At 49.8% G+C, this 24,667-nt stretch carries 31 protein-coding genes and 1 pseudogene; 26 read left to right on the forward strand and 6 right to left on the reverse strand.

All coding sequences use genetic code 11. The annotated features are described in order from the left end of the window. The first annotated feature begins 5 nt into the window (after positions 1-5). From L1N85_RS11365 to L1N85_RS11470, 22 genes are all read left to right on the forward strand, one after another. On the forward strand, positions 6-1,445 hold the full coding sequence (locus tag L1N85_RS11365) for a phage portal protein (RefSeq protein ID WP_235237887.1): 1,440 nt from the start codon (positions 6-8) through the stop codon (positions 1,443-1,445). Continuing rightward, positions 1,432-2,355 carry a phage head morphogenesis protein gene (locus L1N85_RS11370; RefSeq protein WP_235237890.1) on the forward strand — a complete coding sequence of 308 codons (924 nt, stop codon included), beginning with the start codon at positions 1,432-1,434 and terminating at the stop codon, positions 2,353-2,355. The genes L1N85_RS11365 and L1N85_RS11370 overlap by 14 nt, the downstream gene beginning before the upstream one ends. A 111-nt stretch (positions 2,356-2,466) precedes the next feature. Continuing rightward, complete coding sequence (locus tag L1N85_RS11375; protein ID WP_235237892.1) at positions 2,467-3,093, forward strand: phage scaffolding protein; 627 nt, start codon at positions 2,467-2,469, stop codon at positions 3,091-3,093. A gap of 27 nt (positions 3,094-3,120) precedes the next feature. Then, positions 3,121-3,306, forward strand: a complete 186-nt coding sequence (locus tag L1N85_RS11380; RefSeq protein ID WP_235237896.1) for a hypothetical protein — start codon at positions 3,121-3,123, stop codon at positions 3,304-3,306. Positions 3,307-3,335: 29 nt separating this feature from the next. Then, a complete protein-coding gene (locus tag L1N85_RS11385) occupies positions 3,336-4,289 on the forward strand; it encodes a major capsid protein (RefSeq protein ID WP_235237898.1) in 954 nt (317 codons plus the stop codon). Positions 4,290-4,355: 66 nt separating this feature from the next. Then, positions 4,356-4,628, forward strand: a complete 273-nt coding sequence (locus tag L1N85_RS11390; RefSeq protein ID WP_235237900.1) for a hypothetical protein — start codon at positions 4,356-4,358, stop codon at positions 4,626-4,628. Then, positions 4,625-5,134, forward strand: a complete 510-nt coding sequence (locus L1N85_RS11395; protein ID WP_235237901.1) for a hypothetical protein — start codon at positions 4,625-4,627, stop codon at positions 5,132-5,134. Before L1N85_RS11390 ends, L1N85_RS11395 begins: the two co-directional genes overlap by 4 nt. A gap of 155 nt (positions 5,135-5,289) precedes the next feature. Further along, complete coding sequence (locus L1N85_RS11400; protein WP_235237904.1) at positions 5,290-5,847, forward strand: phage head-tail connector protein; 558 nt, start codon at positions 5,290-5,292, stop codon at positions 5,845-5,847. Continuing rightward, the gene (locus L1N85_RS11405; RefSeq protein ID WP_235237908.1) at positions 5,847-6,164 is read left to right on the forward strand and encodes a phage head closure protein; all 318 of its coding nucleotides are present in this window, start codon (positions 5,847-5,849) and stop codon (positions 6,162-6,164) included. The genes L1N85_RS11400 and L1N85_RS11405 overlap by 1 nt, the downstream gene beginning before the upstream one ends. Continuing rightward, complete coding sequence (locus L1N85_RS11410) at positions 6,161-6,565, forward strand: HK97 gp10 family phage protein (RefSeq protein WP_235237910.1); 405 nt, start codon at positions 6,161-6,163, stop codon at positions 6,563-6,565. Before L1N85_RS11405 ends, L1N85_RS11410 begins: the two co-directional genes overlap by 4 nt. Further along, a complete protein-coding gene (locus L1N85_RS11415) occupies positions 6,558-6,962 on the forward strand; it encodes a hypothetical protein (RefSeq protein ID WP_235237912.1) in 405 nt (134 codons plus the stop codon). Before L1N85_RS11410 ends, L1N85_RS11415 begins: the two co-directional genes overlap by 8 nt. A gap of 14 nt (positions 6,963-6,976) precedes the next feature. Next, on the forward strand, positions 6,977-7,486 hold the full coding sequence (locus L1N85_RS11420) for a hypothetical protein (protein ID WP_235237914.1): 510 nt from the start codon (positions 6,977-6,979) through the stop codon (positions 7,484-7,486). A gap of 60 nt (positions 7,487-7,546) precedes the next feature. Continuing rightward, on the forward strand, positions 7,547-7,915 hold the full coding sequence (locus L1N85_RS11425; RefSeq protein ID WP_235237916.1) for a hypothetical protein: 369 nt from the start codon (positions 7,547-7,549) through the stop codon (positions 7,913-7,915). 62 nt (positions 7,916-7,977) lie between these two features. Beyond that, on the forward strand, positions 7,978-8,253 hold the full coding sequence (locus L1N85_RS11430; RefSeq protein ID WP_235237917.1) for a hypothetical protein: 276 nt from the start codon (positions 7,978-7,980) through the stop codon (positions 8,251-8,253). Further along, positions 8,250-10,178, forward strand: a complete 1,929-nt coding sequence (locus L1N85_RS11435; protein ID WP_235237919.1) for a phage tail tape measure protein — start codon at positions 8,250-8,252, stop codon at positions 10,176-10,178. The genes L1N85_RS11430 and L1N85_RS11435 overlap by 4 nt, the downstream gene beginning before the upstream one ends. Next, positions 10,178-10,432: a hypothetical protein gene (locus L1N85_RS11440; RefSeq protein WP_235237920.1), complete on the forward strand. Its 255-nt coding sequence runs from the start codon at positions 10,178-10,180 to the stop codon at positions 10,430-10,432. The genes L1N85_RS11435 and L1N85_RS11440 overlap by 1 nt, the downstream gene beginning before the upstream one ends. After that, positions 10,425-13,460: a sialidase family protein gene (locus L1N85_RS11445; protein WP_235237921.1), complete on the forward strand. Its 3,036-nt coding sequence runs from the start codon at positions 10,425-10,427 to the stop codon at positions 13,458-13,460. Before L1N85_RS11440 ends, L1N85_RS11445 begins: the two co-directional genes overlap by 8 nt. Before the next feature lie 11 nt (positions 13,461-13,471). Then, entirely contained in the window at positions 13,472-13,927 is a 456-nt protein-coding gene (locus L1N85_RS11450) for a hypothetical protein (protein ID WP_235237922.1), read from the forward strand. Between the two features lie 12 nt (positions 13,928-13,939). Next, on the forward strand, positions 13,940-15,130 hold the full coding sequence (locus tag L1N85_RS11455; RefSeq protein ID WP_235237923.1) for a hypothetical protein: 1,191 nt from the start codon (positions 13,940-13,942) through the stop codon (positions 15,128-15,130). A 14-nt stretch (positions 15,131-15,144) separates the two neighbouring features. Next, positions 15,145-15,411 (forward strand): hypothetical protein, encoded by a 267-nt coding sequence (locus tag L1N85_RS11460; RefSeq protein ID WP_235237925.1) that lies wholly within the window; start codon positions 15,145-15,147, stop codon positions 15,409-15,411. Between the two features lie 70 nt (positions 15,412-15,481). Next, complete coding sequence (locus tag L1N85_RS11465) at positions 15,482-15,943, forward strand: phage holin family protein (RefSeq protein WP_235237928.1); 462 nt, start codon at positions 15,482-15,484, stop codon at positions 15,941-15,943. Next, on the forward strand, positions 15,936-16,589 hold the full coding sequence (locus L1N85_RS11470) for a peptidoglycan recognition protein family protein (protein WP_235237931.1): 654 nt from the start codon (positions 15,936-15,938) through the stop codon (positions 16,587-16,589). The genes L1N85_RS11465 and L1N85_RS11470 overlap by 8 nt, the downstream gene beginning before the upstream one ends. Positions 16,590-16,633: 44 nt before the next feature. Here L1N85_RS11470 and L1N85_RS11475 read toward each other — a convergent pair whose 3' ends face one another. The 6 genes and pseudogenes from L1N85_RS11475 to L1N85_RS11505 form a co-directional block, all read right to left on the reverse strand. Further along, complete coding sequence (locus L1N85_RS11475; protein WP_235237988.1) at positions 16,634-16,813, reverse strand: excalibur calcium-binding domain-containing protein; 180 nt, start codon at positions 16,811-16,813, stop codon at positions 16,634-16,636. Next, positions 16,802-17,374: pseudogene (locus tag L1N85_RS11480) on the reverse strand (stalk domain-containing protein); the annotation flags it as partial. The pseudogene L1N85_RS11480 and the gene L1N85_RS11475, both read right to left, overlap by 12 nt. A gap of 84 nt (positions 17,375-17,458) precedes the next feature. After that, positions 17,459-20,110, reverse strand: a complete 2,652-nt coding sequence (locus tag L1N85_RS11490; protein WP_407946360.1) for an ATP-binding protein — start codon at positions 20,108-20,110, stop codon at positions 17,459-17,461. Between the two features lie 4 nt (positions 20,111-20,114). Continuing rightward, entirely contained in the window at positions 20,115-20,834 is a 720-nt protein-coding gene (locus L1N85_RS11495) for a M23 family metallopeptidase (RefSeq protein ID WP_235237937.1), read from the reverse strand. A gap of 120 nt (positions 20,835-20,954) precedes the next feature. Then, positions 20,955-21,344, reverse strand: a complete 390-nt coding sequence (locus L1N85_RS11500) for a hypothetical protein (protein WP_235237939.1) — start codon at positions 21,342-21,344, stop codon at positions 20,955-20,957. A gap of 126 nt (positions 21,345-21,470) precedes the next feature. Next, entirely contained in the window at positions 21,471-21,776 is a 306-nt protein-coding gene (locus L1N85_RS11505; RefSeq protein ID WP_235237940.1) for a hypothetical protein, read from the reverse strand. Positions 21,777-22,295: 519 nt separating this feature from the next. Between L1N85_RS11505 and L1N85_RS11510 the strand changes: the two genes are divergently transcribed. The 4 genes from L1N85_RS11510 (at position 22,296) to L1N85_RS11525 (ending at position 24,657) form a co-directional block, all read left to right on the forward strand. Continuing rightward, on the forward strand, positions 22,296-22,442 hold the full coding sequence (locus L1N85_RS11510) for a hypothetical protein (protein WP_235237942.1): 147 nt from the start codon (positions 22,296-22,298) through the stop codon (positions 22,440-22,442). Then, positions 22,439-22,864, forward strand: a complete 426-nt coding sequence (locus tag L1N85_RS11515) for a hypothetical protein (protein ID WP_235237943.1) — start codon at positions 22,439-22,441, stop codon at positions 22,862-22,864. Before L1N85_RS11510 ends, L1N85_RS11515 begins: the two co-directional genes overlap by 4 nt. A 21-nt stretch (positions 22,865-22,885) precedes the next feature. After that, positions 22,886-23,371, forward strand: coding sequence for a hypothetical protein (locus L1N85_RS11520; protein ID WP_235237944.1), 486 nt, complete (start codon positions 22,886-22,888; stop codon positions 23,369-23,371). Positions 23,372-23,436: 65 nt separating this feature from the next. Continuing rightward, positions 23,437-24,657, forward strand: a complete 1,221-nt coding sequence (locus L1N85_RS11525; protein WP_235237946.1) for a M24 family metallopeptidase — start codon at positions 23,437-23,439, stop codon at positions 24,655-24,657. The last annotated feature ends 10 nt before the right edge of the window (positions 24,658-24,667 follow it).

Genomic DNA, 24,667 nt, shown 5'->3' on the forward strand with positions numbered 1-24,667 from the left:
TGAGAATGGTGGATTTTCTAACAGCAGATAGTCCGATATCGGATACATCCGTCATTAAGGATTACATCGATGAGGACCTGGAAAGCCCGCGCAAAACAGAGATGCGAAAAGGTTCGGATTACTTCAAGGCAAAGCATGATATCCTGCAGCGCAAGATCACATATCTGTCTGATGGGCAGGAAATCGAGGATAAGAGCAAATCCAACCACAAGCTCATGCATCCATTTTTCCGCATGATGGTTCTCCAGAAGACCGGTTACGTGGTAGGTAACCCAATCGTGTTCAGCGTTGAGGATAAGGGCACTGAGGCGGAGAAATTCGAACAACGTATAAACGAGCTCCTCGGCGAGGTGTTCGATGACAAGGCCAATATGTGGGTACAAGGCGCGGCCAATAAAGGCGTTGAATGGCTGCACCCGTATATCGACAAGGACGGCAATTTTAAATACGTCATCATACCGGCTGAGCAGATCATCCCGATCTATGACACCGAATATGAGGAAGAGCTGCAGGCCATCATCCGTTATTACAGCATGACCGTAGTGGACGGTGCCCAGAAGAGGACGCGGTACCGAGTCGAGCTTTGGGATAAGGAGAAGGTTACCTACTTCATGCAGCAGGCCGATAACACGTATGCTCTTGATGCGATAGACCCGAATCCGCGGTATCACTGGTATTCGTTTAACACGACCAGCCCATCGGAGATGAAGGCAAACTCATGGGGCCGAATCCCGTTCATTGCGCTGGAGAATAACGACGATCAGATCCCGGATCTGCGCTTTACGAAGACGCTGATTGATGATTATGATCTGAACGCATCGGACTTCTCGAATAATCTTTCGGACATTCAAGAGCTGATCTGGATCCTGAAGGGATACGAGGGTACGAGCCTAGATGAGTTCCTGGCGAACATCAAGACGAAGAAGGCGATAACGCTGGAGGCGGATCCGGAGAGCGGCGCGGAAACAGCTCGGGCAGAATTGCCAAAGGATGCACGCGACTCGCATCTGGATCGCCTCGAGGATAACATCTTCATTTTCGGCATGGGCGTAAACATGAAGACAGACAAGTTCGGGAATAGCCCGAGCGGCATAGCGCTGAAATTCATGTATGCGCTGCTGGATTTGAACGCGAACATCCTGATCCGGAAGATGAAGAGCTCGCTTAAAGAGCTGATGTATTTCGTTACGGTATACATCAACATGGTGGACAAGACGAGCTACGATCATACCAAAGTGAAGTTCACCTTTAACAAATCGATGATCACGAACACGTCTGAGGCGATCGATAACGCACAGAAGTCGAAAGGCGTTATTTCGGACAAGACGATTCTGGAAAATCACCCGTGGGTAGATGACGCGGGCGAGGAAGAGGAACGGATCGCCGAAGAGGTCGGCCGTATTGTACTGGACGACGAGGACGGTGATGAGGATGTCACTGAATGACGACCTACAGCGAGCAGATAAATACCTGCGCGGGCTCGAAGATGAAACCGTCAAGGAGATCATCAAGGCGTACAACGAAGCACTGAAACAGGTGAAGGCCGAGCTTACAGCGATGTATCAGCGATTCGGTGAGGGTGTGACTCACATCGATATGGCTAAGTTTGGCCGGCTGCAGAAGCTCGAACGTGAGATCTCAGCGATCCTCATCAGCGCTACCGGCAAGAATGCCAGGACGCTTATGCGGTCATTGGTCGAGATCTACGATGAGTCGCTGCTGTATACCGGCTTTGCCGTCGAACGAGAAACGCAGATGAAACTTGCTTATACCCGAGTGAACCAAAACGTGGTGATCGCTGCCATTCAGAATCCCGTCAGCGGCCTCACGTTGGCGCATACGCTGCGGAAGAACCGGCAGGAGATTATCAGCCGCATCCAGCGCGAGATCACGCAGGGGTTAATTCTGGGCGAGGGATACAAGAAGATGTCTAAGCGCATAACAGAAGCTTTTAACGGCGATGCGGTCAAGGCCGTCAGAGTCGTAAGCACTGAAGCGCACCGGGTCGCGATGCATGCGCGCTTGGACGGGATCAAACATGCAGCAAGCAAAGGCGTACAGATGGTTAAAGTGTGGGATGCTTCGCTGGACAGCAAAACACGACCAGCTCACCAGAAGCTGGACGGTAAGAAGATACCCATCGATGCTGACTTTGAAAGCTCGGCAGGCGGCAAAGGTCCGGCACCGGGCAGCATGCGTAAGGCAGCTGATGATGTTAACTGCCGCTGCTCAATCCGGACGGAGATCCAAGGATATGAAGCACACATACGTCGGGCAAGGAATGAACAGACCGGACGAACAGAAGTGATTCCTTATACGACGTACGAGGAATGGAAAAAGAATCGAATTTCTTAACGGGCCGAGGGTGAGGATCCTTTGGCCCTTCCTTTTGCTCGTTGGCCGGAGCATAACGGCTGCCCATGGCGGCGGGTTACGCCATAAAAACCAAATGGGAGTGGTAAAGAAATGGATTTGAAAGAGCTGTTAGGCGAAGAGCTATATAAGCAGGTCATAGAAAAGCTAGGCGACAAGCATAAGGTGGCTGTTATCTCCGATGGTAACTGGATCCCGAAAGATACCTTTAACCAGGTGAACGAAGCCAAGAAGCAGCTTGAAACTGATCTGAAAGATCGCGACAAGCAGCTGACCGATCTGAAGAAGAGCGCCGGCGATAACGAGACGTTGAAACAGCAGATCAGCGTTCTCCAGGAGGACAACAAAAAGAGCGCCGGTGACTACGAGGCCAAGATAAAGGATATGAAAGTGGCCGCGGCGATCGAGAAGGCGCTGGGAGCTGCTAACGCTAAGTTCCCGGATCTGCTGCTCAGTAAAGTCGACAAAGCAAAGATCGAGCTGCTGCAGGATGATACCGTGCGGGGTCTGGAAGATCAGATCAAAACGCTGAAAGAGTCGTACAAGGAGCTGTTCGGAGAGGACAAACTCACAGGCGGAAATCCTGGTAAAGGTAACAACCCTAACCATGCTGGGACTAAAAATCCTTGGAAGAAAGAGAGCTTTAACCTGACGGAGCAGGGAAGGCTTCTTCGAGATGACCCTGCCTTGGCTAATGAATTAATGGCCGCTGCGAAGTAAAGATGACGATAAGGAGGATGACATACCATGCCACGTGTTCCTCGTACGTTGCAAAGAGTCTATGACACTAACCGTGACGGCAAGATCGATAGTGCTGCTCTCCCTAAAATTGCAGCACAGGCAGATACCACTGCCGTGGATTTAGCGGCGCTTAGAGTCGATTTTAATGCCTTGCTGGCCAAGTTGAGAGCTTCTGGCTACATGAACCAGTAAAAATTTAAACGAAATGGAAGTGTTGAATCATGCCAAAAACACAAATTGCTGACGTAATCGTTCCGCAAGTATTCAATCCATATGTCATTCAGCGTACGATGGAGCTTTCCGCGCTATCTCAAAGCGGAATCATCTCCAACAACTCCGAGCTGGACGCACTGGCAGCCGGTGGCGGTAAACTCATTAACATGCCGTACTGGAACGACCTGACCGGCGATGACGAGGTGCTTTCCGATAGCGGAGCATTGACACCTCAGAAAATCACTACTGGCCAAGACGTAGCGGCGTTATTCCTGCGCGGTAAAGCGTGGTCTGCTAATGACCTGGCTCACGTTCTGGCAGGAGCAGATCCAATGGCCGCAATCGGCGACTTGGTAGCTGCGTTCTGGGCCCGTAAACGCCAGGCGCATTTGTTCGCGATGTTGAAGGGCGTGTTTGCTGCCGCATCAATGTCCGGCAACGTACATGATATCTCGGCTAACGCAGGGACTGCAGCTGTGCTTGGCGGTGAGACGTTCATCGATGCACAGACGAAGCTTGGCGATGCTGCAGGCGGACTGACAGGTTTCTCGATGCACTCCGCTGCATATGCGCTGCTCAAGAAACAGAACTTGATCGAGACGGTAAAGGACAGCGAGGGCAACGAGATTGAGATGTATATGAAAAAACGCGTCATCGTTGATGACGGTCACCCTGTAGCAGCTGGCGTTTATACGTCGTACCTATTTGGACAAGGGGCGATCGGCCTGGGCAACGGTATGGCTAAGTATCCGACAGAAACGGATCGCGATAAGCTTGCCGGTGATGACATCCTGATCAACCGTCAGTCGTACATCCTCCATCCGCGCGGCGTAAAGTTCAACGCTGCATCGGTGGCTGGTTCGACTCCGACGAACCTTGAGTGCGAAGCAGCTGCGAACTGGACGCGGGTTTACGATAACAAAGCGATCCGTATCGTTAGATTCGTTTATAAATTGGCTTAATAGTTTGGGCGTTATGGGAGGGGCAGAGATGCCCTTCTCAACCATTTCAGAAGGGGGCGCATGAGTATGTCGGCAACAGCCTATCAACGAATGAGGCGCGTAAATGCGCTGCGCGAGGAATCGAAAGAACTGGGGATCGAAGGTTACGAGCAGCTGGAAGAGGCGGATCTGCGAGCTGCTATCGAGAAAGCATTGAAACCTCCGGAGCAGGGGTCAGCACAATTAGACGAGGAGCAAATTCGCGCACGAGCGAAGGAGCTCGGTATCGGTAACTGGTATAACAAAGGATTGGATCGGCTGCTTGAAGAGATCGCTGAAAAAGAAGGTGGAGCAGAATGAACGGACTACCAGCAGGTGCTTTTAACCCCGTAACAGGGAAACTGCTTACCGAACTATCGGGGAGAAAAGCGAAAGTAGAAAAACAGTCCTATGACCAAGTGTTAAATGTAGTAGCTAATGGGAGTGTTTATTTTAATTATACACCCCCGGCAGGAGAACTATGGCGCCTTAAACTCCTACGGATCTACGTTCCTGCTCCTGCTTCAGCGACATCTGGAGAGCATGAGGTATCTGTCGTATTGGATTCCGATGGAAACAATTATCATAACGGAGTTATATTTTTGAAAAGCGGTTATGCTGGCGCGATCAGTTCGTTTTACAATGTGATCGAAATTGCATCGTTAAATAAAATTCCAGCAACCGAAATCGCACAAATGCAAGCTATGCAAAACATAGTTGCAACTAACGCCCAACCATTCAGCATTAATTACATCAACCGTACTAACGTAACACAATCTCAGACGGCAATTATTCGAATGGTCCGGGAGGTAGAATACATTGTATAGTGTAGGTGACATTTATGACGTGGACGGGAAGCAATATCAAGTTACGGATGTAACGGAACAAGTCTATGAAGACGGTTCTAAAGTGATTACGGTTGCTTCAAAAGCTGTGTAACTAACGAAGTTCGATAGTTAAAGAGCGGAGGGAGGTAAACTGATTGATCGCTACACTGGCAGAGGTTAAAAGTATTCTCCAGATCATTGATACGAGCAAGGATAGCGTCATTAATGCGTTATTGCCGAGCGTCGAACGATTTATCTTGGATTGGACCAGGAATCAATTTAAGCAAACGAAAGTCCGCATACAGGGTAAAGGAATCTCTTTCGATGCGACTACAAAGGCGATTCTCGATAGCGCGGGCGGGTTCGTTTTGCGTAAGTTCGCTCCTGGTATTCAGATCGTCGTAGAAGGCAGCCTGTTAAACGATGGCGTGTATAAAATCAATACGGTTACGGCGACTCAGTTAACATTAACCCCTGAATCCGTTCTGAAGGCCGAGTCCGCCGGTGAATATGTGACGATTACGATGGTCAGCTACCCCGCATCACTTAAGCTGGATGTCGCTAGTATGATTTCTTTCGCGATGGCCAAAGCGAATAAAGAAGGCATTCAGAGTGAATCGCTGGGAGATTACTCCGTTACTTTCACCGATGCCTCCACGTATCCTGGGGTTATTCTTAGCCGGCTGAGGCCCTATCGCAAGGTGGGATGGTAATGGCGATTGAGGACTACTTCAAACCAGGTATAGTTGTTGAGCGTAGCGTCACCACCAAGAAGGCCTCCGGTGCGGTTCAACAGACTTGGGCAACCCATCTAACCATCGCGGGCCGCATACGTCCGTTGGGCGGAAATGAACGGCTTTCAGGCAACAGGGAAACGCTATATGCCACTCATAGGCTGTACTGTTCACCGGCTGACATCGCCGTAAAAGATCGGGTGAATGAGAACGGCACGATATATGACATTCGCTATGTTCGATCCCCGATGGGGTTCGGACGATTCCTCGAAATCGATTTGGAGTTGGTGCAGTGAGATACGTTAGCCATACGGCTGAATTCAGAAGGAAATATCGTGAGGCCCAAGAGCGGACGCTTGAGGCGATCGGTCAAACGTCTACATCTTGGATCATTGCCGCAGCTCCAGTAGGGGAGGATGGCGGCGGGCATTATAAATCATCTATTCAGTATGAAGTAAACCTGGAAGAGCAGAAAGTTACGGCTTACACGGATGCGCACTATGGCCCGTATCTTGAGTTCGGGACAGGCATCTATGCCGAGAACGGCCAAGGACGGAAAGATCCTTGGAGCTACAAAGACGAATCTGGAAAGTGGCATACGACACAGGGGATGCGGCCGCGGCGCATATTCCGTGTTGTCGAGGAGCGAGTAAATGATCTGGTACGACTGGCACAGGAGATGATGCGTATTGATTGATCTCACAACCATCGTTAACAGTCGCCTGGTAGCGCTAGCTGGGCACAGTCGCGTCTATCTAGAATCGGCCCCGCAGGATATTGGTAGAAACGATTACATCACATTCTGGATGCCGACGAGCCTGGAGAACGTTCGAGAGGATTTCACGCTTGAGGTGGATATCTGGGACGCCGTTACGCGATCCGGGTACGATCCGGATGCCATCGACAATCTGTCAAAAACCATCGATGGTAATGGTGATATCATCAACCCAACAGGGCTGAACAGATACGAATACAGGAATCCAGGTGTCATCCATGCGAAGTTCTACCGCATAAACCGCTCGATGATTCCTGATCCAGATTCAAGGCTGCGGAGAAGGCAGCTGCGCTATCAAGTACAAGTTTATTTTAAATAGGAGGTCATGACAAAATGGTGCCAAACGATATCGTACTCGGCGACGGGGTGTTTGCTGTAGGTGGCGTGAATATCGCCCTAACGCGCGGAGGAGGTCAGTTTTTAGTAGAGCGGGAATATCGTCGGATTCAAGCCGACGGAGATTACGGTCCAGTAAAAGGCCGCATCCGAAAAATCAGCAGCGTTGCAAAATTGGTAATGAATGCGCTGGAGATCCTGCCAGCCAGCCTTCCGAAGTTTTATCCCAGTGTAAGGAATACAAACGCTGCTGGACCACCTATTACAGATACCATTACAGGGAAAGTCGACATTGAAACCGCTGACTATAATACGACGGTTACCTGGACAGGCAAGACAAAAGGGGGCCGCAACGTCGTCATTACGCTGGATAATGCAATTAACCTAGAAAACATCGATTGGGCTCTGACAGATAAAGATGAGCTGGTACCGCAGCTTACCTTCACAGCCACGTATGACGAAACAACGAGAACAACAGAACCTTGGAAAATCGTATTCTCGGGTTAATACAAAACATAGAGGGGCATCCAACACGGGTGCCCCTTATCTTATTTGGAGGGATAATTCATGGCTATTGAAATCAAAGGAACGGTTTACGAAGTCCGTGAGCTCGTCTTCGAGGATGCCTTTCACCTCTCGACCATCCTGGAGAAAACAAACTTCGATCTGAAGAACTTCAACCGGGATATCAAAGGCAAACGGCTTACAGAAGACCAGGTAAAAACTTTGGGCCTCGAGGTAGCAACTGAGATCATCGGGCACCTTATCCGGAACTACCATAAAGCCCATAAAGAAGTGAAAGAGATCCTGGCCAGTCTCATCGGTGTTTCTCCGCAAGAATTTGCTAAGATGCCTCTTACAACGCCGGTCAAGATTATAAAGGAGCTGTCAAAGACAGTTGATCTGAAGGATTTTTTAGCCTCTGCAGTAGGTTAGATTGGATCGATGTCCACGATCTACTGCTATCGCGATATGGCAACATTGACCGGATTATGCGCATGCCCGTCCCCTCCGCTCTAAAAATGGTAGAGAAGGCAACGGAAAAGCGAGAGGAGCAGAAGTTATGGGATCTATGGCTTGCCCTTTATCCGGATATGATCATCCCGCGTCCAATGGCCAAGGGGCCTGCGCTTAAATTTGAATCGTTTGAGAGATTCAGCAGTCGATTAAAAGCACCTACAGTAAGCGCTCGATCGGCTGAAGAAATACTTGCCGAGGCGGAAGAGATCCATAGACGGATCGCAGAGAGCAAGGAAGAGGATGTGAGCCCGTGAAAATATTCTCTTTGTTTGGTGATTTTGCCTTAAGAGGGAACAGGCAAATAGAAGATGCCCTCCGAAACATCGACGCGAGAGGCGAGCAAGCCGGGTCTCGTCTAGGCAACATAAGCAAAGTCGCAGGCGGGGTTGTGTTAGGGATCGCAGCGATCGGAGCCGCTGCCGTGGCAGCTCTCGGTGTGAAAGCTGTCGGTGCGGCAGACGAATTCAACAAGGCGATGAACGATCTCACCGCTGAAACCGGAGCATCGGCGGAAGAGATGGCTGAGTTTGAGGACATTGCGACTCGAATATACAACAATAACCTCGGTGAAAGCTTTGGTGATATCGCAAGTGCTATGTCAGAGGTTAAGCGTACAACAGGCTTAGCCGGTGAAGAGCTGGAGAAGGCGACAACGAACGCACTAATGCTTCGCGATACGTTCGAGATGGATGTAGCCGGCTCTGTAAATACAGCCAACTCCCTAATGAAACAGTTTGGCATCTCTTCCGATGAAGCATTTACGCTGATTGCCCAAGGAGCCCAGCAAGGAGCCAACAAAAACGGCGATCTTTTAGACGTTATGAACGAGTACGCGCCGCAATTCGAGGCGATGGGTTTCAGTGCGGAGCAGTTTACTGACATCTTGATCCAGGGTGCGAACGACGGGGCGTTCCAGGTTGATAAAATAGGCGACGCCATTAAGGAATTTACCATTCGATCCAAAGATCTATCCGAGGGATCTCTTGAAGCGTTCGATGCACTCGGGCTGAATGGCCAGGAGATGTCAGCGCAATTCGCCGCAGGGGGAGCGTCAGCGCAGACGGCTTTTCAGCAGGTCATGTCAGCACTGAGTACGGTTGAGGATCCACTGCAGAAGAATGCAATTGGCGTGGCGCTATTCGGTACTCAGTTTGAGGATTTAGAAGCCACCGCGATCACTTCGCTGGCTAACGTCGAGAGCCAAACCAACATGGCAGGCGACACGTTGGCGAAAATAAATGAGGTTAAATACGATACCTTCGGCGAAGCGCTGCAGGGGATCGGACGAAATCTTGAGACAGGCATCTTACTCCCTCTCGGTGAAAAAATCCTTCCGATTCTCGAAACATTTGCTGATTGGATCATCGACCACATGCCGGAGATTCAGGACTTCATCGATAAAGCTTTCACCAGAGCAGGCGGAGTACTTAGCGGTTTCGGGGATACTTTCACATGGCTGAAGGATGAAATCATCGGGCCGATACTAGATTGGGCGGTCCCTTTCTTCGAAGAGACGCTTGGCGAAATTAAGGCATTTTGGGAAGAGAACGGTGCGGACATTGAGGAATCAGTACGTACTGTAATGGGTTTTATCGAAACCACATTTGATTACGTCATGCCACATATCCAAGGCGTTGTTGAGGTCACCGTCGGTACAATTATTGATGTGATTTCAGGACTTACAAAAGTCGTTACCGGCGTCATTAAGATTCTGAATGGGATATTCACCGGAGACTGGAAGAAAGTATGGCAGGGCGCTGTTGATATCTTCGAAGGGATTTGGAGAAGTATCGAGGGCATCGTTAAAGGGGTCATCAACACAGTTATTAATCAAGTTAACAGTATGATTCGCGGCCTAAATAAGATTGATATCGATATCCCGGACTGGGTTCCGGGCATGGGCGGTAAGAGCTTTGGCATTAACATAGCAACCATCCCGATGCTGGCCAAAGGTACCGATAACTTCAAAGGCGGTCTCGCGATCGTAGGCGAGAGAGGTGCAGAGCTGGTTAACCTCCCGAGGGGCAGCCAAGTCATACCACATGGTGAGACGAAAGATATCCTTGGCACGCCAAAGTACATTCAGACCCACATCTACCTGGACAAAAAGGAAATTGCTAATGCTGTGAGTGAAGCGCAGTACCAGGATCTGCGTATGCTGTCGAGGGGGGACAAGTAATGCGCTGGATTAAGCACGATAAAGCCAATATGGAGATAGGAGAGGTCGCCCCACCAACGGGTGACCTCTTTTTTGTGGACGGAAATGGCAGCAAAGCCATTGTTAACGGAGTGCTGTATATCGACGGCAAGCCCGCCCCAATCGGTCAACACGAAATCAAACTCGAAAATGGCGATACTTTACTCATAGATATAGATGCGAAAGGCAAGGCGGTACGTAAGGCGATTCGGAAGGGAGGCGGTAAGGTTGGCTAACACCATAGTACAGGTAGGCCTTGCCGATCCTCCAGCATTATCAGCCGTTGCAACCGGAGCGGAAGCAAAAGCACAGGCGTATACTTTAATCGCTCCAACGCTTGCCTCAAGCCCACTTACTATTAAACATCCGGATGGCACCGCGTTCAACTGGAGACCGACGGAATTAGCCTACAGAGATGCTACCGGGCAGATGGACTATCTGGTAGGTTCGTCGCCGTCCTCTCTTTCCACGAGAGGGAAAGAAGCACGGTATGCCCGGACGTTTCCAAATGCAGACGACATATTCATAGCGCAAGCTGGGGGCGTCAAACACTGGACGGTTCTACACGAGCCTCCACGCACTCCTGCCGCTTATCTAGGCGCAGGCATAGAATTCGGGGTAAGCGGACTTATTACAGGCATTCCGTTGCCGCTGGGTAGCCATAAAGAGATCGCCTCTGACCGATTTAATTTCCCGGAGCCGATCGCAAAAGACCTGAACGGCAAAGAAATCAAAGGCCGCTATGAAGTTAAAAACACGGCTAGTGGACAGCAGCTCTTCATTTGGTTCCCGTACTCATTCCTGCGGACGGCAACGTATCCGATAATGCTCGATCCGACAGTCGTCATCAATGCGGCGTACGATACGAGCGGTAACGGTGGACGGAAGATCGTTCGATTGAGTAATGGGTGGCTGGTGGCTGTTGCGTATGGAGGGACGGGCAGCGCCGCAAGGTTCTATAGGTCAACTGATGAAGGAGTGACCTGGGCGGAGTTTACGCATGCAACTGGTATTCCCGGTACTGGATCGGGAAGAAACATAGCAATTGCAAGTTCTGGTACTACGGTTTATCTACTCTGCTTTGGAACTCCAGCCACCAATTATGACGTTAAATTTATTAAATTCGATGCGACTACGGTGCCGAATACAGACCGGTTATCGAGTGCCGTTGTTCTAGATACGATTACTGGCTATGATTCGATCTCATTAATCATCGACGGAACAGGCGCGATCCATGCAGTGTGGGCGTGTAAAAACGGCACGTATCCCAATTCTTTCAATATCAGGTATAGCAAAAGTACCGATATCGGGGCAACTTGGGCGGTCCCCACGCAGATTACAAAAGCAAATAACTCGCTTGAATACGTTCAGAATCCAAGCATAATATTCCGAAATGGGCATCCGATTATTGTCACAGAAGTAAAAGGATCAGGCGGTTTTATTAACGGGCTGTGTTACATTCTGGCATTTACTACGGCATTTACGACTACGAGTTCCGCTTGGATGAACGCTTCATATAAGGATGCAAGTTGGGGAGATGCGATTGTTTACCAGTCCGCAGCGGTATCGCACAACCAAAATAATGTGATTGCAATCCTAAAGAAATACGGGAGCAACGTCGGACGTATATGGGCTGTTTGGGATGGGCTTGATGCCACTGATACTACCAAGCGTAATTTACGTGTATCTTATTCCGATGACGGAGGAGCTACATGGTCTGCCGCTGTGAAAGCTACGACCGGAAACACGGTTGACCGTCAAAAACCTACTGTAGGCGAAAGTACCGCTGGAGATGTGTTCGCATTCTATCAAGACGCCACATCAATTTCGTACCAAAAGTGCTCGAATGGTACAGTAACCTTCGGTAGCGTAACATCCTTTGCTGGGAGCGGTACGAATCCATCAGCAATGTCGGAAGAAGCGAACGTAATGATGGGTGTCATTTACATGGACGCATCACAGGTCAAATTCGAGAAACTCTCATTCAACCAAGCGCCGAACGCTCCGACACTAGGCACACGTACTAACTTCGACGCAACGTCTTCGGCGGCATTTACATGGACCTTTAGCGATCCGGACGCAGGCAACACGCAATCCGCGTACCAGTTGCTGATTAAACGAGTATCCGACGGCGTAACGGTCATCGATACGGGTAAGGTCGCCAGCACGACGAGCAGCCACACAGTAGCCGCCAATGCACTCACGAACAACGTACAATACCAATGGCAAGTGCGGACGTGGGACCAAGGGGATTTGGTAGGTCCATACAGCTCGCTTGCTTCATTTTGGACGAGCGCAAAGCCTACCGCAAGCATTACGACTCCGGCAACGGATGGCGCAACGGTATCGAGCTCAAGCTTGACCACACAGTGGTCCTTTTCCGATCCGGAAAGTGAAGGTCAATCTGCTTACCAAGTAAAACTTACCAGCAATGCCGATGCCGTTCTGTGGGACAGCGGGAAAGTAGCGGACGTAAACGCCCGGAGTCGGACGATTGGTTATACGCTCGTAAATAGTACGAGTTATAAGGTCAAGGTGACTGTGTGGGATGCGAAGGATGTCGCCAGCACGGAGGTTGTACGAACGTTTACGACGAGTTTCACGCCGCCTGCCACGCCGACTATCGCTGTTACCGCTCAAAATGGGTATATCGGCCTTGCCGTAACGAATCCCGTACCGAGCGGTAGCCAGCCGACTGTAAATAGCAATGACCTGTACCGTCGGAAACTTGGGGAAACGACATGGCAGCGCATCGTTGCCGGGATTGCCGTTAACGGATCATTTAACGATTACGCAGCGGCTTCGGGTCAAGCCTACGAATACAAGGCGACAGCGATCGGAAGCAACGGAACTACAGCGGATAGCGCAGCGGCCAATGCAAGCATCACGCTCTCTGGTGTTTGGCTGCATGATGTTGCGGATCCAGGTGGAACATTCAATAACTTTAAGATGGACGGGACTGGCCGCAGCTCTAATTGGCAGGCCGAGGCCAGCATGATGAAGTTCGCCGGACGTTCCGGGGCGGTGGCCGAGTTTGGGGAGCAAGAAGAAGGCAGCGTTACAGCTCAGATCCAGATGCTCCGAAACAGCATAGACGTTGAGAAGTTGAATTCACTGGTGCGCCGAAAAGGGACATTGTGCTACCGAGACGGAAGAGGCCGAAAGCTCTTTGGAGTGATTATCACACTGCCATTTAAAGATGAGGACTTTGGGTACGCGACCACTATTGAAGTAATCGAAACAAGTTACTCAGAAACGGTGTGAGGTGAGAAAACATGCCCTATAATACAAAGGCTATGGTTAAGGACGTAGGAAACATACAAGTGCCTCAGCTATACAACCCGGTAACAGACGCTTATGAGGTGCTTCAAGGCGGAGACGGTGCGCCAAGACAGACGCATTGGGGAAGTCGGTTAGTGGAGGTTGTGCTTCAAAACGCCGCAATCGCAACTGGTAACGGTACTCCGTTCACCGTTGATACATTCCGAACACTGGTTATAAAGATTTCAGGCACGAGTACTAGCCGTACCATCGCTTTCGAAGAAGGAGATGCTGACGGGAATTATACGCCGATTCGAGGTTTTAGGCGATCTGATAACATCGCCGATAACCAATCAACAGGAACAAATGAAGTGTGGCAGTTTGATATCATCGGAGCCAAAACCATTCGAGCACGAATATCCGCTGTAGCCGGCGGAAACGTGACGATTAAAGGAAATGCTGCGGTGTAAGGAGGCGAGCCGGTGCAATCACTAGCCAGAAATGGGTTTTCGCATGAACAGGTAAAAGCGGCATTGCATGCACCCAATAGATCGATCGCCTTTAGATACGATTTGCTGGACTCGCAGAGCAAATTTAAGTCTGGGTTAACCAATGTTCTCTCCGGTACAGTCTCCAATAACGCGCTTGCCGATATTAAACGGACAGCGCGTTTTTCATTGCGAGATGATGGTGCCATTAACTTCCTGAGTGACCGCATCAAACCGTATGTGAGGTTGTGGATCCCGCCAGGTCGTATACTCGCCAGGCACTATGCATTTCTACAAGCGTCTCAACCGTTCCTCTATCAAACGATTCAGGAGTCTCCCGAGGCAGGCGGATGGATCGAATGGCCGCTCGGGGTGTTCATGCTGTCAACGCCCGTTAGGCGATCACAGGACAGCGGTGCTGTGATCAGAGATATAGAAGCATACGATCAGGCGCAGATACTCCGCGAGGATAAAGTAACCAGTCAATACTTCGTAGCGGCCGGGATCAATTACGTTACGGCAGTCAAGACGCTACTCGATGGCGCCAGCATCGCAGCGCAGAATTTGACGCCCAGCAGCCGCACGCTCCCTGTGGATCGGGAGTGGCCAGGAGGTACGCCTAAGCTTGAGATCATAAACGAGCTGCTGGCGGCACTGAACTATGACGCGCTCTATTTCGACGAGGATGGTGTCGCGGTAGCTCGCCCGTACGTCACGCCAGATCAGAGAGCATCGGAGTATGTTTATGCCGATGACGCAGAGAGCGTCATATTTCCGGAAGTTGAAGAAACGTTGGATCTTTTCAACGTACCGAATAAATTTGTGCTCGTAGTCAGTCAACCGGATAGGCCGGTGCTGAAATCGGTGTATACCAACAGCAATCCGTCATCGATGACGTCATCGATCAGCCGCGGCCGCACGATCGTTGATTATCTCCAAGTGGACGCAGCTGACCAAGCTACACTTGACAGCCTGGCGCAGACAGCCGCAATTAAGGCGTCGCAGGTTTACCAAACGGTAACGCTCCAAACGGCGATCATGCCGCAGCACTCGTATAATGACGTGTTTTCGCTTCGCTTCAGTGCTTTGGGTATAGACGCCAAGTATGAGGAGATCGGGTGGAGCATGGCTTTAAAAGCTGGAGGCCAGATGCGCCACACGATTCGGCGCATCGTCACGGTTTAAGAGGAGGGGTAGATTTGATAGAAAGGCTGTTCAGCTCAATTCGAGATCTGGCAAAAAAAGAAGTGAAACATCATCTTTCTTCTCTGGATGCGCAATCCACGTTTACCCGATTCGGCACAGTAACCGATGCTACCGGTCGTCCGAAAGTGCGGTTTGATGTGGAGGATGCTGCAACTGATCGGCGTTATCCCTATGTCGCATCCTATACTCCAGTCACGGGTGACCGCGTCATGCTGGTCCGTGGCGGGAATACTTGGGTTGTTGTCGGTAAGGTCATTTAAATTGCCTAGTCCAATCCCGAGTCGATCGGGGCTTTTTTATTTTTATAAAATTATCATTGGAGGTATGACAATGCAACAAATCAGAGAATACCTATCAAACATTTCCGCAGCAGCGGTAGGCTCCAATGAAAGGGAGTCCGCGATCGGAGTTATCGTTGCGATAATCGGGGCTGCTGGTACTGCCCTCGGCGGGTGGGATAAAGGCATGATTATACTCATTATTCTTATGGCCGGCGATTACATCACAGGCGTTCTCGGGGCGATCAAGACAAAAACAGTAAATAGCGATGTAATGTACTGGGGCGGTATTCGAAAGATCGTTGTCCTGTTTGTCATCTATCTGGCTTACGCCATCGATGGATGGATGCACCCGGACGCACCTATTTTCCGAACGCTTGCGATTTACTTTTACGTAGGCCGCGAAGGACTGTCTGTCATAGAGAATCTTGGGACGCTGAATGTACCGTTGCCTCAGAAAATGAAAGACGTGCTGCAGCAGCTGAATGAAAAGGGAGAGGGTAAAAGTGGTTAAATACATCGTTGACCACATCCCGGGGAACACGCCGTTGCATAGACGGCCTGAGTATAAGATGGCTCCGACATCCATCACGATCCATAACACCGGCAACATGAAAAGCACCGCTCGCAATGAACGTGCTTATCTAACCAACCCATCAAACAACCGTACAGCATCATACCACATCGTCATAGATGAGCATGAGGCTATCGAGTGCATACCTTTGAACGAATCCACATGGCATGCTGGTGATGGTGGAGCTGCTGACAGCGGGAACAGAACGTCGATCGGCATCGAGATATGCGAGAGTGGTAATTATGCCAGGACGCTCGACAATACAGCGGAGCTAGTGGCCAGCATGCTTAAGGAGCGAGGCTGGGGCGTAGATCGCTTGCGCCGTCACTATGATTGGTCCCGCAAAATATGCCCGCGATTGATGTACGATAACGGCTCATGGGCTGGCTGGGCGGTGTTCAAGAACACGGTTGCTGCAAAGTTGAAGCCGAAGGAGGTTGAACACGAAATGACGAAAGAGGATGCAGACAAAATCATTGAATTCCTTAAAGCTGGCTACGCCATATCTGCAGAACCGGCGAGTCGCAATGAGTTTAACCGTTTAGCGAACGAGCTCCGTAAAGTAAGCGGACAGAAAGAACAATAAAGCAGAAGCCCACTGGCCTATTTGGTCGGTGGGCTTCTTTGTATTTATGACTCACACGCTACTCCATCCCCATCGCGATCTAGCTTTGTACTATATCCAGGATCCCCTATGCGAATCGGTGCTTTACCGGCCGCTTTAGCCTCTGCGCATGAGTTATAAACGACCGTAAGATCAGGTTTTGCGGTTTCTACAGTTGTATTTCCGCCGCCATTGATGACAAACAATACTCGCGTACCGTCTGTATACCCTTCAAGCTGATTGCCTACCCATGAACCTGCGCCACGATTATCGGTAGGCGTTACATAAGCAACACTAGCTCCTGCTCCACCTTCCGCGCATATTGCCATTGGCCACTCATCGCGATCATAGCCATCCTTAGTCGGTATCCCTTTTAGGGATTCATCGCGGTTTTCGTCCGCGCCAGCTCTATCAATCGTGCATACCGCAGATTCACCTTTAGCGATAGCCGAAGCGATGTGAGCTGCTGTTTCCGGGTAGCGGTCAGCGGGAAAGTGCAGCGTAACAGTTTTTGCCGTTTCTGCCGTCGTAGATCCACTTGTAATCCGGATTGTCTTTGTGCTGCCTTCCCACTCAACTTTAGCTCCGAGAAGCTCGCCCGTTGCACGCAGCGGTAGGTATGTGGTTCCGTTAATTACTTTTGCATCAACGTTCGCAACTTTACCATTAACGATGATCGTAAATTTCGTTGCGGCGTACGCTCCGATACCGGCAGCGGCGAACATGAGCAGGGCGATCACGAGAGATAAAAACAGTTTCCTTCTCATTTCCTAACCCCTTCCAATTTAATAGAATGAGACCATTCTACTATAGTCGCCCATATCTTGGAAAGGGTTTTGTCTGAATTAGATTCACAGTGCTTGTTGCAGCTCCTGCCAGTGCCGACCAAACATTCTGGCGTGCCGCTTAGTCAAAAATGAATTGTCATACTGCGGCTTAAGAGGAGGGCGCATGTGACAGACAAAGGCGTTTTGCATTTCTCCACCAGCTCGCACAGAAATAATAGCGTGATGTGCCGGTAGTCGTCCTGCTTCATCGACCGTGATGGTCGGCTCAAGGCGGTGCTTCGATAGCTCAAACGTCTTAATGTGGTCGTTCATGAAAAGGAATTGCTGCACCCCGCCGCCCTGTAAATTCTCTTGCAAGCTCTGCGGCAACTTGTTCCAGTGGTGGAAGGCGTAGAGACTGCCGAAACGCTCCTTGCGCCCCTCTGTTCCGATCCGACCCATAAGCCGCGTTAATCCGTCCGATGCGTATTGCTCCGGCTCGTTGAACACCATAAAACATCCGTTTGCCTGCTCCTTCTGGGTCATGAGCGCTCTGGTCATGTAGGCTTTTAATGTGATCCAATGCACTAATGTACGAGCAGCGACTTGGCCTAGCTTCCTAACCGGTATGCGAATAATAATAACTTTCCCCTGCTCCATCCAGCCTGCGAAATCGACTTCCGGTTTTGGGGGCTGCGCGAATATCTCATATAATTTGTCGTTATCGAAGAAATCACCCAAACGGTCCAGGATTGGATCGGCTTTGCTTCCTAGATCGTCATTGGTTCCCCAACTGATCAATGCGTCAGCCAATCGCTCATTACCTTCACTTTGCAATCTCTCAATGGTGTCAGCTCTAAATTCCTCTTCTTCAATAATTCGCTGAATGTTATAAAGGGACCCGCCGGAAGCTTTGGCTGCTGTTCTCAGTATCTTCTTAGATCGCTTCAAACCCTCCATGTCTCCAAAGAAGTCTAAAACCTCGTCAGCAAAACGGCTTGCGCCATCACGTCCTAGTTTACTTATGACCTCGGTTAGATCCATAGGAACGACATACTCACCATCGCTTAAATCGATATCTATAATTTTGTCAGGAGGGAGGGAATCGCGAATACCGTCAGCCATTCCGCGCTCACCTTCCTCGACGATAACCTCCGGTATAATTGCAGATATGCCGTGGTTGAGGCACCCATCAATGATCCAGTTTTTAATAGCGGTGTCTTTCCCAGCCCCTTGTCCGCCGATAAACACATACCCTCTGTACAATTCATCAGGATTGGTAAGAGGGAAGTAGATCGCCGTCTTTTTATCTTTAACCTCTGATTCACCTAAATAAAGTCCGCCTTCTTTGCGTAAAGCTGCTGGTATATCAGTCTCGATATTCCGTTTTACATTTAACTCGGCATCGTACCGTCGCTGTAATTCAGCTGTAGGCATTTGTAATGCTAGTTTTGCGAGCTCATCCGTCGAGATCAAATTAACGTTAGCATCGGCGCGGCTGCGGATTGTCAAACGCAACGTGTTCAACTCTTGGACTATTTCATAACGGCGGGAACCGATCCGGACCTTAAACGCTTGTAATTCGTTGTTCTCTGCTATCTCCGTGAACGCAAGCCCAAGCGTTTCTGCAATCGTTTCACGTGTTAATTTATCTTGCGAATGGGCAGCTACTCGGATATGTGTTCGAAACACTGGCTGATTGACTTTCTCCAGGCTGGATCCACTTAAGCGCCTGGCGTTAATCTCATCCTCAAGTACAAACGACTTTTTAATAACCTTATCCTTGGTGTATTGCTTATCGCTTTTGAAAAAAGAGTTAGTGAATGCTTGGAAGGTATCAACAAGCAAGTCGTTAATCTCATTGACGATTCCAGCAATAACTGTTCTACCGGCTCCGAATATCTTGGCTCCGTCAATGTTCGCCCGCTGCGGCACTCTCCCTTTTTGCATTTTCTCATATGCCCAAGCTGAGGCTTTAACCCATTTTTGACGGTTTTCAGCCTCGGCGCAAAGACTCAACCGGGCAAAGTCGCCATCGAATTGGAATTCATCGATCGTGTTAAGTATGGCGGCGATGGGCGTTTTCTGCTCTTGCGTATTCGTGTTTAGGGAGAATATGTCGTGTTTGAGGTAGCGCAGCTCCTGCACGATCGTGTTCTCCTGCGGTACTTGCAGCGCCTCGATGCTGGTCTCTTGGATCGTCGCCGCCATCTTGTTCTCAAGTTTGCGCTTAAGTTTGGTCGCCTGGTACTCACTCGTCGAGACGTAGAACTCGACTTTACGCTGGCCATTTTCCTGTTTAAAAATCACATCGAACCAGAAAGCATCCTTCTCACGAAAGCGGAATTTGAAGCCGTCGCGTTCCAGGCGAGAACCGGCACCCTCATACATGGCGTACATCTGATAAATCGCACGCCACAACCGTTTGTTATTGTTTGTAATGCTCGAATGAGGGATGATTCGGTACACGACCATTTCGTTCTGCTCAACCTTGAAAAACTCTTTCCAAGGAACTGTTTTGATCTTGTCACCAAAAGCCCAGAACGCCCGTTTCTCAGCTTTGAGAGGTGCGGGCAAATAAACACTCCCGTCAGTACGTTCACGTTCCTCTCTGGCTACCCTAGACAGTAGCGCGCGCCCCATTGCATACGCGGTCTGTTGTTCTGGCGTTGTGGGGTTATCTCCAGCTAAAGCAAACGCCTTTTGCGCCTTACGAAGCAAGTCATCCTTCTCCATGCCGCTAGCCTCCTAAGATACAAAGTGCCAGGATAAGCAATCCTGCATAAATCGCTAGCGGTTTTAGTATGCCGCCTTTGCCGGCCATGCTGCCCAATATGATGCAGACAGCTGCTAATATCGCACCGTAACCCATAATGTCCGGCAAGTTTGCGACGAACCAATGGCCTAAGTCAATCATTTGCGCTTTAATCCATGCCCATACCGGATTTGAAACGGTTTGCACGACTTCACGTTCTTTGCCTACGACCCCGTCGGATAGTTTGTTTAACCAATCCATTAAACCGCCTGGTACCGGCTGGCTTCCAATAAACATGTTCATTGGATCGGCACCTGTTACGGACTCAAGTGCTTTAATGACTGGCGCTGGATCCACGTATTTTCCATCAATAGTTTGGATTGCAAAGTGTAAATGAGGGCCGGTGCTGTGGCCGGTATTCCCGCTCAATCCGATTATATCCATACCTGCCCGTACCGTATCACCTTTATGAACTGTGATTTTTTCCAAATGGCCATAAATATAGGCGTTGCCATCCTCACCGCGGATAATTACGTGCTTGCCTAGTCCATCCCGTACACTTATGACTCGCTCAACAGTACCGTCAACGAATGATCTTAGTTTCGTGCCGACTTCTAGCGGGATATCGATACCGGTATGTGGTCGAAAATCCCTTACCTCTGACAACTCGCCAAAAGGGGAGGAGAGTACAAATTTCATAGGCATGATCTAGGCCTCCTCATTTTTTACCCCGTAGTATCGGGTAATTTTTAAAGATCAACCTCTCATGCCAAACCTTGACAAGCGTGAAAAGAATCGCCATTATGATCGTCATGGTGTCACCCCTTAAATCCCTTTTAGGAAGTCGCGAATATCGATTGCGTGACGAGCCAAGATGTAGCCGCAGCATACGCCGATCAGTATCTCAATGGCCTTGGTACGGTGACCAAGTGCCCAACTCGCACCTGCGAAGATAATAACCAGAACAATTCCTGCATCGAATGCGTTCATGATCGCGCTATGAACATTGCCGAACGTGCCGTCAATGCCCGCAGCAAATACCATTTTCGGCAATAACAACCCTAGGGTACCTCCGGCCATGATAATAACCTTGCCCACTTGACGTAAACCTTTAAGCGCCTCCACTTGTTTTTCACTACCGGCATTCGTTACGATTGCCTCACCTAATGTATAGCTTTTGCGAATAGCGCCATCTGCGTAAAGATTAACCCGCATTTTTACCCCTCCATAAGTTTAATTTTTGATTTACGGGACAGACTAAACCTATACTCATTCAAAGGGAGGCGTCCGCTATGTTTTTTATTGGTGCGCTTATTATTGGTTATGGCATAGGGCTGGGTATCAACTCTTTGGTTGGTTAACCCATGGTTTTGCTTGGGCGGGTTTCGACTCGCCTTTTTGGCGTTTCAACGCTTCGAGTCTTTCCGCTGCACTTAGCGACTTTTCTGGTTCGAGGGCGGGTGTTTGTTCCTCTGATGGTTCAAAGTTGTTTTTTACGGCTGTTTCGGCTTCCCTGGCTTTAATGTCTGCCAGTATCAGCCTCTTAACGTACCCGCTAAAATTTCGTCGCTTAATGGCTTTTAATATGGCTGCGTCATCCGCATTGCTGATGTTCAGCGAAACGGATTTAACTATTTTGTTACCCATTCTCTATAGCCTCCTTTTAGTGCTGATATCTCAATCCTATGCCGCCGGTCATAGCGGTATGACCATTTTGGCAAATAAAAAGCCCACCGAGGACTCGGCAGGCGGTCATACTTTTACGGTTAGCTAATAGCGCGCTTCATGCTAATAGCTATATGCGGCATATCGGTAAAAGATGCAAGTCCCCCCGCAGTTTACACACTTTTCTGCTCACATTTTGTCCACATACTGTCGACTTAGTTAAACCACGCTTGACCATTATGTTACAACTTGATCGCGAGAAATCCCTTTAATATCAAGGTTTTAAGTGACATACGGAACCTCAGAGGATCAGCGTTACAGATTTATACTTATATGATGCTCGTTGTCGTAATCGTTTTGTTCAACACCATCATTGCTCAAGATACGACAGGAACGAGAAGCCAAATCCAATCGCAAGGAACCTCGGCAAATACGAGAATTAATCAACTGCTTCCGTAGTTTCCTTCGAACAAATGGAAAGGAAGATGGGGGCTCTGTGCGATGCGTGGAATACTTGCAGCGATGCTGCTGCTTATAACGGTCATGGTTTTATATCAATCGATCGCGGAAGGCGACAGCGGGATGAAGCAGCAAATTCATGGGGCGGGCGGTTCGGTCAGCACTCACATTAGGGGCATGAGCCCATGAAGCAAATATTAATTTTTGTACTTTTTGCTGCCATGCTTTGCTGGCTGATGTTTTCCCCTATATACAAGCATGTCCTTATTGTTAGGCAAGCCGTGCTGCAGCAGGAGGTTAATTATTTGCTTGAGATCGGTGCGAGCGGCAGCTACGGCTATATTAGCGAAGCCATGCTGCAGCAATCCAGGGAACGAATAGCGCGTTTTGGCATGCAGCCAGATGAAATTTTATACGAGCTATCGACGACAAACGGCGTTGCCGCAACGAATCCCGGCGCGCCGGTGCTTCGGGGAGCCGGCATTTCGTTAACGATGAGTTATCCGTATGAGAATTTGTTTGAAATCGACCGTTTAATCGGTTTGACGCCGCCTGCCCAGGATGAGAGGCTGCGTGCGTTCGGAATGAAAATGAGCGAGTATGTACCGTAAGCGCGGAAGGCGGTAGAAACGATGAACAAGCTGCTGCTGATCGTTGTTATGATGACGGTGTGGATCTCCATCCATCTGCTGCAGGTGGAGGAGGAGCTGGCCATGCAAACGTTGTTTCAAGGCAAGTACGCGATTAACCGGGCGGCGCATGCAGCGGCGCAGCAGCTAGACCCTGTCGCACTTGGGAACGGCGTGCTGCAAATTGCTCCTGAAGCGGCGGCGGAAACGGCCGCCCGTTATTTGCAGGTTAATTTAAGGCTTGATGCGAACGGCTTGCCTCTGCCGGGATCTTTCTTTAAGGACCCGGTAGAGATAGTCGTGTTCGAGGTAATAAACGCAGACCGCGGTTTTCCTTATACCTACCGCAGCGATGCATATCAATATGAGGTCACTCTGCAGCGGCCCGGCGTAATTATAATTGCGAATATAGTATATCCGCGTGCCTTTGAGGTGCTGGATGAAATCGAATGGCATATTAAGGGGGCGGCAGAGCTCGTAACGGGTTGACGTAAAATTGGAAAATTGGTGTAATAAAGGGGAGGGAACTAGTATAGGAGTTGATCTGCGGAGTCATGGATATTAAACCGGATATTCCAACCGAGCTTGTTCGGCAGCGAATTGAACGATTGCAGAAAGTGATGCAGTCGGAAAGTATGGATGCGTTTATCCTTACTCAAAATATTGATATCTATTATTTTAGCGGGTCTATGCAAAATGGATTTTTGTTCATTCCATGCATCGGCGAGGCTACCTTTTACGTTCGGAGAAGCATTCAACGTGCGAAGCTGGAGACGCCGGTTCAGGTAGCGGAACTTGGTGCTTTTCGTCAATTTGGGCAAACGCTGCGAACCGATTATCCGTCGCTGGGACGCGAAGGGGCGAAGCTGCGAATTGCGGCCGATCTTGATGTGCTTCCGGCCCAAATATATTTGAAGCTGTCGGAGCTGCTGAGCTCGGCACGCCTATGCGAGCTTGTTGACGGATCGGCTCACATTCGTAAACTCCGGATGATTAAAGCGGCTTGGGAGATCGGCAGAATCGAATCCGCCGCGAGGGTTGTAGCCGAAGCGCTGGAGGAGTCGCTGAATGAGCTGAAGGAAGGCATTAGCGAGCTGGCTTGGATGGCACGCGTTGAATATGAGCTGCGTGTCCGCGGGCATATCGGCATGATGCGGCTGCGCGGCTATAATCAGGAAATAACGACGGGCATGGTTATTTCGGGAGCAGCTGCGGCCGTTCCGACTTATTTTGATGGTCCTGCCGGCGGGCTGGGACTTGGCGCGGCATCGCCGCAAAGCGTCAGCCGCTCAACGATCCACAGGGACGTACCGATATTAATTGATATCGGCTGCTGCATCGACGGTTATGTGATTGACCAGACGCGGACTGCTGTTATAGGCGAGCTTCCCGAAGCGCTGATGCGAGCTTATGAGGTATCGGAATCGATAATCGTTGCTGCGGAGAGTCAAATGATCCCGGGCGCCATTTGCACGAAGATCTATGAGGATGCGCTCCAGCAATGCGCAGCGGCTCAGCTTTCCGACCACTTTATGGGCTATGGCGCGGACCAGGCAAAATTTCTTGGACATGGTATTGGACTCGAAATCGATGAATGGCCAGTGCTGGCCAAAGGCTTTAATATGCCGCTTGAGGAAGGGATGGTCATTGCGGTAGAGCCGAAATTCACGTTTCCCGGGCAGGGTGTGGTAGGCATTGAGAACAGCTACTTGATTACGGAACATGGAGCCAGAGCGCTAACCTTTACGAAAACGGGGCTTATCGTGCTCCCCTGACGATTTGAGA

It is taken from the genome of Paenibacillus alkaliterrae (assembly GCF_021532375.1).
In the GTDB taxonomy this organism is placed as follows: Bacteria; Bacillota; Bacilli; order Paenibacillales; family Paenibacillaceae; genus Pristimantibacillus; species Pristimantibacillus alkaliterrae.